9 protein-coding genes are annotated in these 14861 nt (G+C 67.2%); 6 read left to right on the plus strand and 3 right to left on the minus strand.

The annotated features are described in order from the left end of the window. Both pbpC and ASD22_RS04840 read right to left on the minus strand, forming a co-directional pair. The gene (gene pbpC, locus ASD22_RS04835) at window positions 1–2397 is read right to left on the minus strand and encodes a penicillin-binding protein 1C (RefSeq protein WP_235577524.1); all 2397 of its coding nucleotides are present in this window, start codon (window positions 2395–2397) and stop codon (window positions 1–3) included. 11 nt (window positions 2398–2408) lie between these two features. After that, window positions 2409–8414: an MG2 domain-containing protein gene (locus ASD22_RS04840; RefSeq protein WP_056079620.1), complete on the minus strand. Its 6006-nt coding sequence runs from the start codon at window positions 8412–8414 to the stop codon at window positions 2409–2411. Window positions 8415–8676: 262 nt separating this feature from the next. Here ASD22_RS04840 and ASD22_RS04845 point away from each other — a divergent pair, with 262 nt between their 5' ends. Continuing rightward, window positions 8677–9870 (plus strand): PLP-dependent aminotransferase family protein, encoded by a 1194-nt coding sequence (locus ASD22_RS04845; RefSeq protein WP_056079622.1) that lies wholly within the window; start codon window positions 8677–8679, stop codon window positions 9868–9870. A gap of 25 nt (window positions 9871–9895) precedes the next feature. Here ASD22_RS04845 and ASD22_RS04850 read toward each other — a convergent pair whose 3' ends face one another. Beyond that, window positions 9896–10504: a TetR/AcrR family transcriptional regulator gene (locus tag ASD22_RS04850; RefSeq protein ID WP_056079624.1), complete on the minus strand. Its 609-nt coding sequence runs from the start codon at window positions 10502–10504 to the stop codon at window positions 9896–9898. A 75-nt stretch (window positions 10505–10579) separates the two neighbouring features. On the opposite strand from ASD22_RS04850, the gene ASD22_RS04855 reads away from it, so the two are divergent. The 5 genes from ASD22_RS04855 to msrA all read left to right on the plus strand — a co-directional run bounded on the left by ASD22_RS04855 (window position 10580) and on the right by msrA (window position 14781). Next, entirely contained in the window at window positions 10580–11599 is a 1020-nt protein-coding gene (locus ASD22_RS04855) for an NADP-dependent oxidoreductase (RefSeq protein WP_056079627.1), read from the plus strand. 11 nt (window positions 11600–11610) lie between these two features. After that, window positions 11611–11988, plus strand: coding sequence for a hypothetical protein (locus ASD22_RS04860; RefSeq protein ID WP_056079630.1), 378 nt, complete (start codon window positions 11611–11613; stop codon window positions 11986–11988). Window positions 11989–12122: 134 nt separating this feature from the next. Further along, window positions 12123–13469 (plus strand): MFS transporter, encoded by a 1347-nt coding sequence (locus ASD22_RS04865; RefSeq protein WP_056079633.1) that lies wholly within the window; start codon window positions 12123–12125, stop codon window positions 13467–13469. Window positions 13470–13562: 93 nt separating this feature from the next. Next, a complete protein-coding gene (msrB, locus tag ASD22_RS04870) occupies window positions 13563–14087 on the plus strand; it encodes a peptide-methionine (R)-S-oxide reductase MsrB (RefSeq protein WP_056079634.1) in 525 nt (174 codons plus the stop codon). A 1-nt stretch (window position 14088) separates the two neighbouring features. Beyond that, a complete protein-coding gene (msrA, locus tag ASD22_RS04875) occupies window positions 14089–14781 on the plus strand; it encodes a peptide-methionine (S)-S-oxide reductase MsrA (protein WP_056079637.1) in 693 nt (230 codons plus the stop codon). The last annotated feature ends 80 nt before the right edge of the window (window positions 14782–14861 follow it).

Consider the following 14861-nt stretch of genomic DNA (forward strand, 5'->3'; position numbering starts at 1 on the left):
CTACTGCACCACGCCGACCTCCAGGCTGCGCGCGTCGCTGCGGCCGTGGTCGTCCACCACGCGCAATTGATACGTGCCCGCCTGCACCGGCTGCCACGTCAACGCATGCGCGGGCGTGGCGCGGCCGATATAGGCGTCGTTGACGAACCAGTACAGCGCACGCACGTCGGCGTCGCTGGTGGCCGCGAGCACCACGGCATTGCCCTCGGGACGATCCAGCCGCAGCGCGTAGGACGCACCGCGCAACGGTGAGGTGATCGCCGGCGGATCGCCTTGCGCCTGGCCCGCGTTGGCGCATGCAGGATTGTGCGGCGGCTTGCGGATCGGGATGCCGGCACGGGCGAACACCGCGGCGAGATCCGAAGGCCAGTACTGGAACACCTCGGTGCGAGTCGACCTGCCGGCGTACGGCGGGCACGCCGGCAGGTCGCTGGCGTTGTCGATCACCACCGGCCGATACACATTGCCCACCTTGATCGGGGAGACGCCGGGGATGAACCAGGTCTCGCCGGTCGCCGGACACCAGCGGCTGGGCAGCATGCCCGTGGCCAGGCACACGCGCACACGCTTCAGGCCGTCGGGCAACGAGCGTGATGGCGGGCGTAGCTGCGGATGGCCGGCCAGCAACGCGTCGTGGATGCGGAAGAACAGCGGCGCTGCCGCATCGATGCCCACGAACGCCGGGTTCGGCGTGCTGTCGAAATTGCCCACCCACACCACCAGCACGTAGGGGCCAAAACCGCCCGCCGTCCAGGCGTCGTGGAACGCCCATGAGGTGCCGGTCTTCCAGAACACCGGCGCGGCGGCGGGCCGGCTGCCGAAGGTGGTGCCCGGTCGCGGGTTCTGCTCCAGCATGTCGGTGACGATGAAGCTGGCCGCCTCGCTCAGCAGCCGCTTGCCCGGCACCGCTGGCACGTCCTGACGCAGGCGCAACGGCTTCAGCACACCGCGATTGGCCAGCAGCGCATACATGCGCGCCAGGTCCTGCATGGTCACGTCGCCGCCGCCCAGCACCAGCGCCAGGCCGTAGTGCTGCTCGCTGGCCAGGTTCTGCACGCCAGCCTGGCGCAGGAAGCCGTACAGGTCCGGATCGCGCAATTGCGCATCGACCCACACCGCAGGAATGTTGCGGCTGTGGATCAGCGCCTGGGTGGCCGTCACCGGCCCAAGGAAACGCCCGTCGAAATTTTCCGGCGTGTACGGCCCGAACGAGCTGGGCACATCGCGCAACACGGTCTGTGGCCCCAGCACACCCTGATCCAGCCCCAGCCCGTAGATGAAGGGTTTCAGGGTGGAACCGGGCGAACGCGATGCCAGCGTGCCGTTGACCTGGCCGTGGATGTCCTTGTTGAAATAATCGACCGAACCCACCAGCGCCTTGACGTCCATGCTGCGGGTGTCGACGAGCATGGCGCTGGCGTTGCGCACGCCCACGCCAGCCATGTGCTGCACGTAATCGCGCACCTGCCGTTCCAGCAATTGCTGCAGGCCGAGGTCGATGGTGCTGCGCACCTGCGACGGCAGCGGCTCGCCCCGCGCGTTCGCGCCGGCAATCAACTGATCGACCGCGTGCGGCGCCTCGAACGGCAGCTGCGCGATGGTGTGCAACGCCAGCGGCATGCGGAAGACCGCGCGCCACCTGGCGTCATCCGGATGCTTGCGCAGCCAGCGCTGAAACAACCGGTCGCGTGCGGCGGCGAGGCGCGGCGCCACCACGGTGGCCTCCGGACCGTGGCGCGCGTCGAGCCGGCGCGACGGGTCCTGCGGAATCACCGCCAGCGTCAGCGCCTCGGGCAGGCTCAACCGGGCGGCGGACTTCTCGAAATACACCACGCTCGCCGCGCCGACGCCCTGGATATTGCCGCCGTAAGGCGCGCTGTTGAGATACGCGGCCAGGATGTCCTTCTTCGAATGGAACAGCTCCAGCCGCAGCGCCAACGCCACCTGATGCAGCTTGCCCAGCGGCGTGCGCGTATCCAGCCGATACAGCAGCCGGGCAAGTTGCATGGTGATGGTGGAACCGCCTTGCGGATGTCCGTGGCGCACGTAGGTGATCCACGCCCCGCGCAGCAGCCCCCACGGGTTGAAACCCGGATGCCACCAGTACCACTGGTCCTCGTGCATCAGCGTGGCGTCGACCAACTGCGGGGAAATTTCCGCCAGCGGTGTCCACAGCCGGTACTGGTCATCGCTGGCCAGAGTCAGCCGCAGCAGGCGGCCGGTGTCGTCATGGATCGCGGTCGATCGCGGCAACGCGTCGCGCAACGACGGATGCGGCCACAACCGGCAGCCGATCAGGATCGCCGCGATCAGCCCCAGCGCCGCCAGCACGTTCTGCCAGCGGCGCAACCAGCGCCCTGCTCCGGCGCGCGCGGCGTTTGCCCACTCCGTGCGCACGCGCCCTCAGCTCACTTCGGTCGCACCACGGTCAGCACGCCGGCGGCGGGCGCTTCGGCCTGCACGCTGGGCCGGTACATGGCCGAGGCATAGGCCGGCGGAATCCGGAAGCTGCCCGCATTGGTGGCGCGGATGCGGTACACGAATTCGCGCACGTCCGACGATACCGAACCGTAGATCACCACCCGATCCTCACGCACGTCGGCGTGATCGGCATGCCAGCTGGAGCTGTCCAGGCCCAGCGGCGACGTCCATTGCGCCTGCGCGCTGTCGTCGTCGGCGTACTCGCCGTCTTCCGGGGTGTCGGTGGTGGCCGGCGGCGGCGTGCGCAGCACGGGGTCGAAGCCGCCGGGCAGCAGATCCACCACGGCGATGTCGTCCAGCTCCTCGTCGCCGATGGCGCGAACCTTCACGTGCACGTCGATCTCCTGCCCCACCGTGATCTTGTCCAGCGGCCGTCCCTTGTCGTCGGTGTAATCGCGCACAATTTCCAGGCCCTGCTTGATCGCCTTGGCCGGCGCCTGTCGGTCGTAGCCGCTCTGGGTCAGCACGCCCCACGCGCTCTGCGCACTGTGATTGACGAAGCGCAGCTTGGCGGTCGCCGCATCCCACGTTTGCGCCTGCAGCAGGTGGCCCTGCGCCTTGCCGATGGACGTTACCGCGCCACCCGCGCCGACGGCCTCGATGGAAAGTTTGGCGAGGTTGCCCGGCTCCATCCCGGCGTAACTGTCCAGCGCCAGGATCGTCATCGCCGACGACAGCGTGTTGTAGTCGTTCCGTTGCAGCGGCCAGGCGATGTTCTCGAACACCTGCGGCGGCAGCGCCTTGGCCTGCGCCGGGAATTGCCGCGACACGATGTACAGCACGCTGGCATCGCGCACCGCGGGGCTGTAGTACTCGGCGAAGTCGAAGCTGTCGCTGTCCGGCTTGCCGCGTTCCAGCACCTTGATCGGCCCGGCGATCAGCTTGTCGGCCTCATCGTCCTGCTGCAGCAACTTGTACGACGCGGCCAGCCAGGCAGCAGCCAGGTCGCTGCGCCATTGCTTCGCATACAACGCCTCCAGGCGCTGCTGCACGGCGGCAATCTGGTTGGTGGTGACGTTGCCCTGCACGGTCAACAGGTAGATCGCGTAGGCGCGGTCGCGCAGTTGCGCCAGCGAGGTGAGGCTGTCGTCCGCCGCCAGTTCGCGCAGGTAGGCATTGCCGTTGTCGAGCACGTTCTGCGGTACCGCCACGCCACGCTCGCGTGCCTCCAGCAGGAAGTTCATGGCGTAGGCAGAGACGAACGGCAGCGAGGTCGGCGTGGCCGACCACAGGCCGAAGCCACCGGCATCGTTCTGGCGCGTTTCCAGCCTGCTGATGAAATCCCCCAGCGCCTTGGCGTTGCTGACCGGCTTGCCCTCGAACGCCGGTTGCAGCGCCTGCACGAACCCGGGTGCCGCATTCCAGTTGGCCACGATCAGGCGCGGCATCGCCGAGCTGATGATCTGCTCGGTGCAGTAGTTGGGGTAATTGATCAGATAGCTGGTGAGCCCGCGCGCCAGCACCACCGGCGAGGACGACAGCACCGCGTCGCGTCGCGCATACGGCGCGTACAGCGAACGCAGCGTCGCATCGTCCACCTGGCTGCCCGACTTCACCCGGGTAGTGGAGATCGAGGTGCGATACGGCACGTTCGGTCGCACCGACAGGTCGACCGTCTGCCGGGCCGCGTGCGCACCATGGCTGGCGCTGAAGGCGAGATCGGCCGAGCCCAGCGTGTCGGTGGCCTTGACCCGGAACAGCAGCACGCCTTCGCGCATCGAGGCCAGGTCGATGTTCTGCGTAGCCGCGCCGACCACCGCCAGCCCCGCGCCCGTCTTCAGCGTGACCGCCACCGGCACCGCCTGCTTGCCGATGTCGGTGAGGTTGTTGGCCACGCCTACGCTGACTTCCGCCTCGTCGCCCGGCGCCAGCGTGGTCGGCACGTTCGGCGACAACACGAAATCGCCGCGCACGGTGGTCGTGCCCTGCCAGGTGCCGATGCGATCGGGCGACACCGCCACGGCCATCACCCGCAACGTGCCATTGAAATCGTCCGGCACGGCGTAGTGGAAATCCCTGTCGCCATCGACATCGACAATGCCGGACCAGTACGCCACCGGCGCCTTTTTCTTGCGGCTGAACGGGTTCAGCTGCCGCCCGATCGCCGCGTCGGCGTCGCCGCCGGTCGCCGCCGAAAGCGACATCAGCTTCTCGAAGTCGGGCAGGATCAGGTCGAGGATCTGCGCGGTGGACACACCCAGCATGCGCTTGCGGAAAAAGTATTCCAGCGGGTCGGCCAGCTCGTAGCGCGCCACCTGCAGGATGCCCTCGTTCACCGCAAACAGCACCACCCTGGCCGGCTGGTCCGCATGCAATTTGAACGTGGCGGTGGTGCCGGGCTTGATCAGCGTCGGCACCGCCACGTCCAGCTTGTCCTGATGCGCCTCACGGCTCAGACGGAACGGCGCCACGCCGTAACTGAGCGGACTCATGAAGACGGCGTCGGACGACGGATCGCGCACGAACTGCACGTTGACGTAGCCGTTGCCCTCGAAACCCGCGGGGATGGTGATGTGCTGCACCGAACTGGTGGTGTCGGTGCGGAACCAGGCATGCGCGTAGACCTTGTCGCGCTCCAGCGTGATCAGGCCGCTGCCCACGTAGGGCGCATGGATGGCCACCTCGATGGTGTCGCCCGGCTGGTAGACGCGCTTGTCCAGGGTCAGTTGCAGCTCGGCATTGCGCTCCAGCGAGCGCGACAGGTTGGCCGCACCGGCCACCGAATACTCGACCCGGTTGACCTCCTTGCCGTCATTGGCGCGCAGGATCAGCAAGGCGTAGTTGCCGGGCTTGTCGGTGGGCAAGGTGTAATCCATGCCGCCGGCGGCAATCGTCAGCTGGCGTTTCTCCAGCGGTATTTCCTTCAGCCGCGACTCGTACTTGTAGACGCCCGAATACTGCTTGGTCAGCACCGATACGTATTTGCGTTCGACCAGCTGCGCCGTGAGTCCCGGCAACGCGATCGACTTCGCCTGCGGGTCGATCGCCACCAGGCGCACGCGGCGCACCGCGTCGCGATCGATGTAATCGAGGTTGTCCACGCTCTTGTAGCCCACCAGCCAGTCGTCGTTGGAGACCATCGAGCCGGTCGCCGCGGCCACGGCGCGGCCACCGTCCGCCTCGTAGACCTTGGCCAGCAGATGCAGCTGATACGTCGCGTCCTCGTAGCGCGAAAGATCCAGCGCGAACGCGGCATGGCCCTGGGCATCCGTCTGCTGATCCTGCAGGTCTTGCTGGTAGCCCTGCTTGGCACGGCGGATGTCGTAGAAATGCCAGCCGGACCAGCTCTTGAACGCGGGGAACGCCGGCTGCAGGCTCATCGACACCGCCACGCGCCGGTTGGCGGCGGGCGTGCCGAACAGGTTCTGCGCGTCCACCACACCCTGCAGCTGCGCCGGTTTCACCCAGCCTTCCGTGACGGTTTGCGACAGGCTGGCGCGCACCTTCATGCGATCGGGCAGGAACTCCTTCACCTGCACCGTGGTGCTGCCGATCTGCGTGTTGGCGCGGCCATCACGCATGATGTAGAGGTTCACCGTCCACGCGCCGGTGGCCGCGGTGTCGGCCGTGGTGTAGCTCAGCTCGCCGAAACCGGAGCGGTCCAGCGCCAGCGGAAACTGTTTCACCGTATTGCCGCGCGGGTCGACGATCTCCGCCTGCAGCGGAATGCCGGCGACGCTGCGCGTCCAGCTGGCCGCGCGCACGATCAGGCCGATATGCATCATCTCGCCCGGTCGATACAAGCCGCGGTCGGAGAACAGGTGGGCGGACAACCGGCCCGGATTCGGCGCGTTGTCGGCACCGCCCACGTCGAAGCGCGAGTAATCCAGCTCCCGCCCGCTGGCACCGATCGGCAGGAACGACATGTCCGCGCCCTGGGTCACCAGATACATCACCGGCCGCCGGTCGTGATCGAAGCCCGCCAGGCTGGGGAAACTCGCCATGCCGTCGGCACCGGTCGTGCGCGACAGCAAGGTCTTGCCGTTCACCGCCACCACCGCCACCGTGGCACCCGCCACCGGCTGGCCGCCGTGGATGGATTGCACGAACACATCCTGGCTGCCGTCGTCGGCTTTTTTCACCAGCATGCCCAGATCGGTAACCACGATCAGGCGGCTGTCGGTGGGCGCGTCGCCCATGCTGCCGGCGCTTTCATCGACGGGGTCGCAGGCCGGAATGCCCGCTGACGCCGGCGCGTTCGCCGACGTACCGACCGCTGGCGCCAGCAGCTGTTTTGCCGCCGTGCAGCGGCGGGCCGCATCGCGCCCGGCACGCTTCTCGACCGCCGGATCGTAGCCGCCCAGATGCAGCAGGAAGACGCCGCGCTTGCCGTCGGCCAGGTACTTGCCCAGATCCACGCCGGTGTAGCTGGCCTTCGCCGGATCATCGTCGGACAAGGCCTGCTTGACCACGTAGCGCTCGACGATCTGATCCTCGCTGAAGCCGTACATCAGCTCCGGATGGCTGTAGTCGCCCTGATTGAGGCTGACCAGATGCTGCAACTGGTCAGGCAGCACGCGGCCCACCACCAGGCGCATGCCCGGCAGGTTGCGCGACACCACCGAAAGGCGCTTGCTGCCGCTCATCGACAGCAGCGAGCCGGAGCCGACGAAACGCAGCAACTGCGGATATTCCGGCACGGTGATCACCCGCGTCACCGGCTGGCCCTGCACATAGCCGCCAAAGGACGTCAGCCCCTTGTCAATCCGCACGTAGATGCGCTGGCCCGGCTGCGCGTGGAAACCAAAACTCTGCAGCGCCTGGTAGTTCTCCTCCGTCGGCGTAGCGGTGAGCGGCAACACCTGCGATTGCCGCAGCACATCGGCGCCGACTTGCGATACACCCCACGGATACGTGCGGCCATCACCGTTGTCGGAGCTACCCGGCCTGCGGTTCGGCAACACCCACGCATGGACCAGCGGAACGACCTCGTCCGTGCGCACCGCGCCGGTGAAATTCAGCACCAGCACTTGCTGCGGTTCGTTCATGTCATCGTCGACCAGGGTCGGCCTGACGTCATCGACGGTGAGGCTGTAGAGGCCGGGGATGCGCACCCGCGCGTGCAAGGCATCGCGCGTGCCGTCGCCGCCGCGCGAACTGGTGACGCCGTCATCCACGTTCACCAGCAGCAGGCCCGGATCATGCGGCAACGCAAGTTGCTGCGAGTGGATCCACGCGTGCAGCTTGTCCTTGCCGTAGGTGACGCTGAACTTGACCGGCGTGGTGGCCTTGCCGTCCGCATCAGCGTTCGACAGGCTGATGCGTTTTTCCAGCTGCGCCGGGTCCACCGGATAGTTGAAGTCCAGCTTCTGGATCACCTGCTTGGCGCTGGCGTTTTGCGGATCCTGGTAGAACTCGCCCTCGCCCAGGGTGGCGGTGAATGCCTCGGTGCTGAAATCGAAGCGGCTCTCGGCCAGGTGCACCTGCGGCGCCAGCAGCTTGGGCGCGTCCAGGCGCACCGTGTACTTCTGCCCCACCGGCCAATCGGCCGAGGGTGTGAACGTGAGGGTGCGGTCGTCCGTCCACTTCCATTGGCCCTTCACCGCGGGGCTACTGGCGATGCCGTCGGTGACGGCCTTGTCGACTTGCTCGATCGGTGCAGCCGAACCGGAGAACGTCACCACCAGCGGCTGGATGACCGGCGTGTCCTGGGTGTAATCGGTGATGGCCGGTGCCGTCACCTCGAATGTCATCTGCTGCGGACGCGGCCGATGCTGATACCACTGCCAGCCAAACCAGCCAGCCAGCGCCAGCCCGACGAAGGCCAGAGCAACGCCGCCGGAACGGCGCGGATGACGCCGCACCACGTGCATCCAGCCCGGCGCGCCCCAGCTGACATCACCCAGCAGCGGCCGCAGGCCGGCGCCAAGCATGCGGGTCAGCCAGCGCACTACACGCCAGGGCAGCATCAGCAGCCATTTCAGCAAATCCATGGTGTTTCCCCATCATCCAGAAGGCGCCGTCCGGCAGGACGGGCGTGACCACTGGTGGGGATAGTAACCGGCGATTGTGGCCAATGTGGGGACGTGCGCGGCGATCGGCGGGAAGGCGCGAACCGTGGGTGCCAGCACGGCGAGCCACCCGTTTTTTGGGCGGCCGGTTGTGCCAAGCCGCCTCAAGACGGGACGCAATGAACGCGCGCCGTTCGCGCTTGTTGGATAATCGCCCGACGCCCCTGCCGCCAAAGAGCACCGAATGAACATCGAAAGTCCCAGCCCCATCGCGTGGCGTTTTTCCGAGCGCGCCGGGCAACTGCAAAGCTCGTTCATTCGCGAAATCCTGAAGATCACGCAGCAACCACAGATCATCTCGTTCGCAGGCGGCCTTCCCTCGCCGGCCACGTTTCCGGTGGACGCGATGAAAGCGGCCTTCGACAAAGTGCTGTCCACGGCCGGCAAGACCGCGTTGCAGTACGGCCCGACGGACGGCTACCTGCCGCTGCGCCAGTGGATCGCCGAGATGCTTTCGAAGGACGGCGCCACGATCGTGCCGGAACAGGTGTTGATGGTGTCCGGCTCGCAGCAGGCGCTGGATCTGCTGGGCAAGGTGCTCATCGACGAAGGCAGCCGCGTGCTGGTGGAAACGCCGAGCTACCTGGGTGCCCTGCAGGCGTTCTCCGTGTACCGGCCCGAATTCAAATCGGTGCTGACGGACGACCACGGCCTGGTGCCCGCATCGATCCCTGCCGTCGCCGACGGCGCGCGCCTGCTGTACGCGCTGCCCAATTTCCAGAACCCGACCGGCCGCACGCTGTCCACCGCACGTCGCGTCGAGCTGGTGGAAACCTGCGCCGGCCTCGGCCTGCCGCTGATCGAGGATGATCCGTACGGCGCGCTCTCATACAAGGGCAACCCGCTGCCGAAGATGGTGGCGATGAACCCGGCCGGCGTGATCTACATGGGCTCGTTCTCGAAAGTGCTGACGCCCGGTATCCGGCTGGGCTATGTCGTCGCCCCGTTGCCGCTGGTGCGCGTCCTGGAACGGGCCAAGCAGGCGGCCGACCTGCACACGGCGCAACTCACCCAGATGGTCGTCCACGAGGTGGTGAAGGACGGCTTCCTCGATCGCCACATCCCCACCATCCGCGAGCTGTACGGCAACCAGTGCCAGGTGATGCTGGACGCGATGGCCGAACACTTCCCCGCCAGCGCCACCTGGACCAGGCCGGAAGGCGGCATGTTCATCTGGGCCACGCTGCCGCCGCACATCGACGCGATGGAACTGCTGGACGCCGCGATCAAGGAAAACGTGGCGTTCGTGCCCGGCGCCCCGTTCTACGCGAACGCACCGGAAACCAACACGCTGCGCCTGTCGTTCGTCACTGTGCCGCCGGAGCGCATACGCCATGGCATCGCCGTTCTGGGCAAGTTGATCGCCGCACGGATGTAAGAGCGGAAGACCTGCGGCGTGGCTTTCAGCGGCGACTCTTGCTGCCCGCAACCCGCGCCCTGGTCTTGACCTTGGCATCTCCGCCAGCCCCAGTCACCAGCAACGACCCGGCGATGACGCCAAACAGGTGATCGGCGCGCGGTGCCAGCGCCGGCTGGTCGCCCAGCCACGCCAGCGCCGCCACCAGCGCAAACAGGTCGGCGCCGTCGATATCGGTTCGCGCCACACCCGCTGCCTGCGCAAGGGTGAGCAATCTCGCACCGGCTGCCTTCATGCTGACGCACGAGGCATGGAGGGCCGAGTCCTCGTCATCGATGGCAGCGACCATCGATGCCACCACGTCGCGGTAATCGTTCGCCAGCGTGACCACGTCGCGCAGCCACGTCACCAGTGCGTCGCCCGGCGAAGCTGACGTTTCGCGTTCGATGGCCTTCGTCGTCAGGCCATCGAAGCTTTCGCGCAACAAGGCCTCAAGCAGCGATTCGCGCGTGGGGAAGTGCCGGTACAGCGTGCCAAGCCCCACGCCCGCCCGGCGCGCCACGTCGCGCAGCGACGCACCGGCGCCCTGCTCGACGACAACGCCGCGCGCAACGGTGAGCAAGTCCTCGTAGTTCTTCCTGGCATCGGCTCGCATGGCTTCCTCTTGAAAACCGGAGCAGTGCTCCGCATAATCGGAACACCGCTCCGTTAATTATAGAAGGACAGGCTGATGCCGACAAACACGATGAAAGCGATCCGGCTGCACGCATTCGGCGGCCCCGATGTACTGCGTTACGAAGACGCACCGCTGCCCGGACTGAAGACTGGCGAAGTGCTCATCCGCGTGCACGCGGTGGGCGTCAATCCACCCGACTGGTATTTGCGCGAGGGCTACGCCAGCCTGCCGCCGGAATGGCGGCCGCCGATGTCCTTGCCCATCATTCCGGGGACGGATGTGTCGGGCGTGGTCGCCGCGGTTGCCGATGACGTCGCCAATTTCGCCATCGGTGACGAGGTGTATTCGATGGTCCGCTTTCCCGAAGGCCTTGCCGGGGACAGCAAAGCCTACGCCGAGTATGTCGCGGTGCCCGCGGCGGAAGTCGCACCCAAGCCCGCCGGGATCGATCACATGCACGCCGCCGGCGCACCGATGTCCCTGCTCACCGCCTGGCAGTTCATGATCGAACTGGGCCACGACGCGCCCAACCCGCTTCAGCCGCAAGCGCACCAGCCGGTGCCGCTGGCGGGCAAGACCGTGCTGGTCAACGGTGCCGCCGGCGGCGTGGGTCATTTCGCCGTGCAACTGGCCAGGTGGAAAGGCGCGCGGGTGATCGCCGTGGCGTCCGGCAGGCATGAGGCGTTTGTGCGCGATCTGGGCGCGAACGAATTCATCGATTACACGAAGACGGCGCCCGAGGAGGTGGTTCGCGACGTCGACCTGGTCGTTGACGCTGTAGGTGGACCGGGCGCGGCGCGCTTCCTGCGCACACTCAAGCGTGGTGGCGCGTTGTTCCCGATCTTTCCGCTGGGCTTCGGCGGTGCGGATGAGGCTGGCAAGTTGGGCGTCACCGTGTCCGCAACGCAAGTCCGTTCAAGCGGCGCCCAACTGGCGGAACTCGGCAAGCTGCTCGACGCCGGGACGGTGCGCGTCGCAGTCGACAGCACGTTCGCCCTGGCGGACGCGCGCAAGGCGCACGAGCGGGCGGCCCACGGGCACATCCAGGGAAAGATCGTGCTCACGGTCTGCTGAGGGAGCTCGCCATGACCACCCTCAAGGACGCCATCGAAGACCTTCTCAACAACCGCCAGCTGACGCCCGCCGAAGCGGTCGACCGGCACTTCGGTCCCGGCTTCCGCCAGCGCACGAACGGGACATGGGACGACCGGGCCACGTTCCTCGCCCGCATCAACCATTTCCGGGACGTGGTCGCGCACGCCACGATCACCGTTCTCGACGAACTTGGTGATGCCGACCGCTACGCCGAACGCCATGTCATCGACCTGCTCGAGCGCGACGGCGGGCGAATCCGGCAAGAGGTCTACGTGTTTGCGACGCGGGACCCGGACGGGCGCTTCGCACGCATCGAAGAGACGACGCTGTTGCTCGAACAGCAGCAGGAGATGCCTGGATCGACTTGAAGCGATGGCATGCGGGCGTCGTTGCATCGTCGCCCTGTTCCTCACCATGCCCTTCAGGGCAGCGCACCTCGCCGGCCAATGCGCAATAGACTGCCTGCTCCGCTCCTGCCCTGACCCCCTTCGCACCCACCTGCATGACCCGGCCCGAAAAGCACAGCACGCCCCAAGTCTCGCGCAGCTCCATGATCGTGGCGGCACTGTCGACGGTGGTGGAGTGGTACGACTTCACGCTGTACCTGTATTTCGCCACGGTGCTGTCGCGGGTGTTTTTCGGGGGTGGCGAGAACTCGCTGCTGGCGACGCTGGGCGGGTTCGCCATTTCCTACGCGATGCGGCCGTTCGGCGCGATGGTGTTCGGCCATATCGGCGACCGTCTCGGGCGGCGACGCACCTTGCTGCTGTCGATGATGTTGATGACGCTGGCGATGCTGGCGACGGCGCTGCTGCCCGACTACGCGGCGATCGGGCCGGCGGCGGGCGTGTTGCTGATCCTGCTGCGTTGCCTCATGGCGTTCTCGGTGGGCGGCGAATACACCGGCGTGGTGGCCTATCTGCTGGAAGGTGCGCGGCCGGATCGCCGCGGCCTGATCACCTCGCTGGCGTCCGCCGCCAGCGAGATCGGGGCGCTGCTGGCGGTGGCGCTGTCCGCACTGACGGTAGCGCTGATGAGCGCTGCCCATCTCGACGCCTGGGGCTGGCGCATTCCGTTCTTCGTGGGCGCGGCGCTGGCCGGCTGCGTGTGGTTTGCGCGATCCACCATGCAGGAGTCACCGGATTTCCTGCGCCAGGTGCGGCAGCACACCGTGCCCGATGCGCCGCTGCGCCACACGCTCGCCCACCACAAACCCGCGCTGCTGCGCACCTTCGCCATCTCGGCGCTGGGCTCGATCACCTATTACGTGGGCATCACCTATGTACCGGCGTTCCTGACCTCGTCCGGCATCCTCGCCGAAGGCCGTTCGCTGTGGATGTCGAGCGGCGCTGCCGTGGCGGTCATCCTCGTCACACCGCTGGCTGGTGCGCTATCCGACCGGGTTGGTCGCAAGCCGGTGCTGATCGCGTTCGCCGTCGCCAGCATGCTGTTGCCGCTGGCGATGTTCGGCCTGATGGGCGGCGGCGGTGACTTGGCGATAGCGGGCGGCGCGATCGTGCTGGCCTGCCTTGCCGGCGGCGTCAGTGCCGTGGGCGCGCCGGCCACCGCCGAACAGTTTCCGGGCGAAGGCCGGCTCAGCGGCCTGGCCCTGGGTGTCACCATGGCGACAGCCATCTTCGGCGGCCTGACGCCGTTCCTCGCCGAACTCCTGGTCCAGCAAACCGGCTGGAACGCGGTGCCCGGCGCCATGATCGCGGCGGTGGCGCTTGTCGTGCTGCCGGCCTTCCTGACCATGCCGGAGACGCGTCCGGGATGGCATGTAACGAAAACGCACCGGGCAACGAATAGCTTGTTGAGCGACGACCAGGCCGATGGCGGCACGCGCTAGCGCACAACCACCCGCACGAGCCGTCCCGCATCGGAGCTGCCGCTCGACACAAGCTACCCACGGCCACCAACGCCAGTCTTCCGGAGTTGAACCATGAAACGACGCAGTGTCCTGAAATATCTTGGAGCCGCGGCAACCCTGCCCTGGCTGTCAGCCTGCGCGCGCACCGTCGCGCCACCCGCCGGCTCGGACGCCGCAACGGTAAAAGCGCTGGACGTGCCGCCGGAGTTCTGGCGTGACAAGGTCAGCCCCGCGGCGTTCAAGGTGTTGTTCGAGGAAGACACCGAGCGTTCCGGCAGCAGCCCGCTGAATGCGGAAAAGCGTGCCGGCACCTTCCTCTGCGCAGCGTGCTGGTCGCCGTTGTTCGCCAGCGAGCACAAGTTCGAAAGCGGTACCGGCTGGCCCAGCTTCACCCAGGCGCTGCCCGGGCGTACGGCGACCAAGCGCGATTTCGTGCTGCTGATTCCGCGCACCGAATACCACTGCGCCCGCTGCGGCGGTCATCAAGGGCACATCTTCCACGACGGCCCGCCGCCGCTGGGCACGCGCTGGTGCAACAACGGGCTGGCGTTGCGCTTCGTGCCGGAAGGCCAACCGCTGCCCGCGCTGAGAGGCTGACATGAGCATGCATGCCCTGGCCGCGCTGCGGCATCCTTCATGGCTGCGGGCGTTGGCGAGCCTGCCGATGCTGATCGTACTGGCCGCCTGCGCGCCCTCCGGCGCGGGCGCTACCAGCCCGTCATCCAGAACGGTCGACGCTCCGTCATCGGCACGGACCTCGGGTGGTACGGCCGTAGCCGTGTTCGCGGGCGGTTGCTTCTGGTGCATGCAGCCGCCCTACGACAAGCTCCCCGGCGTGATTTCCACCGAAGCCGGCTACACCGGCGGCCACACATCCCGGCCAACTTACCGGCAGGTATCCGCCGGCGGCACCGGCCATGCCGAGGCGGTGCGGGTGACCTACGACCCGCGCAAGGTCAGCTACCCGAAGCTGCTGGACGTGTTCTGGCACAACATCGATCCGGTGGCGGTGAACCGGCAGTTCTGCGATGTCGGTGACCAGTACCGCAGCGCGATATTCCCGATCGGACCGCAGCAACACAGCGAGGCCGAGGCCAGCCTGCGCGCGATACAGGCCGACCCACGCTTCAAGCGCCCCATCGCCACCCGCATCGAACCGGCCACAACGTTCTACCCGGCCGAGGCATACCACCAGGCTTATTACCGGAAAAATCCGCTGCGCTACAAGTACTACCGCTACGGCTGCGGCCGGGACCAGCGCCTGCAGCAGATCTGGGGCAATGCCGGTTAGCTGACGCGGGCCACACACCGCGCATGCGCTTGCCAGGCTTCACAGCCCGGGAACCTTTTGCGCCCCTGCTTCATCCGATC

The sequence above is a fragment of the Rhodanobacter sp. Root480 genome, from assembly GCF_001426645.1.
GTDB classification, from domain to species: domain Bacteria; phylum Pseudomonadota; class Gammaproteobacteria; order Xanthomonadales; family Rhodanobacteraceae; genus Rhodanobacter; species Rhodanobacter ginsenosidimutans.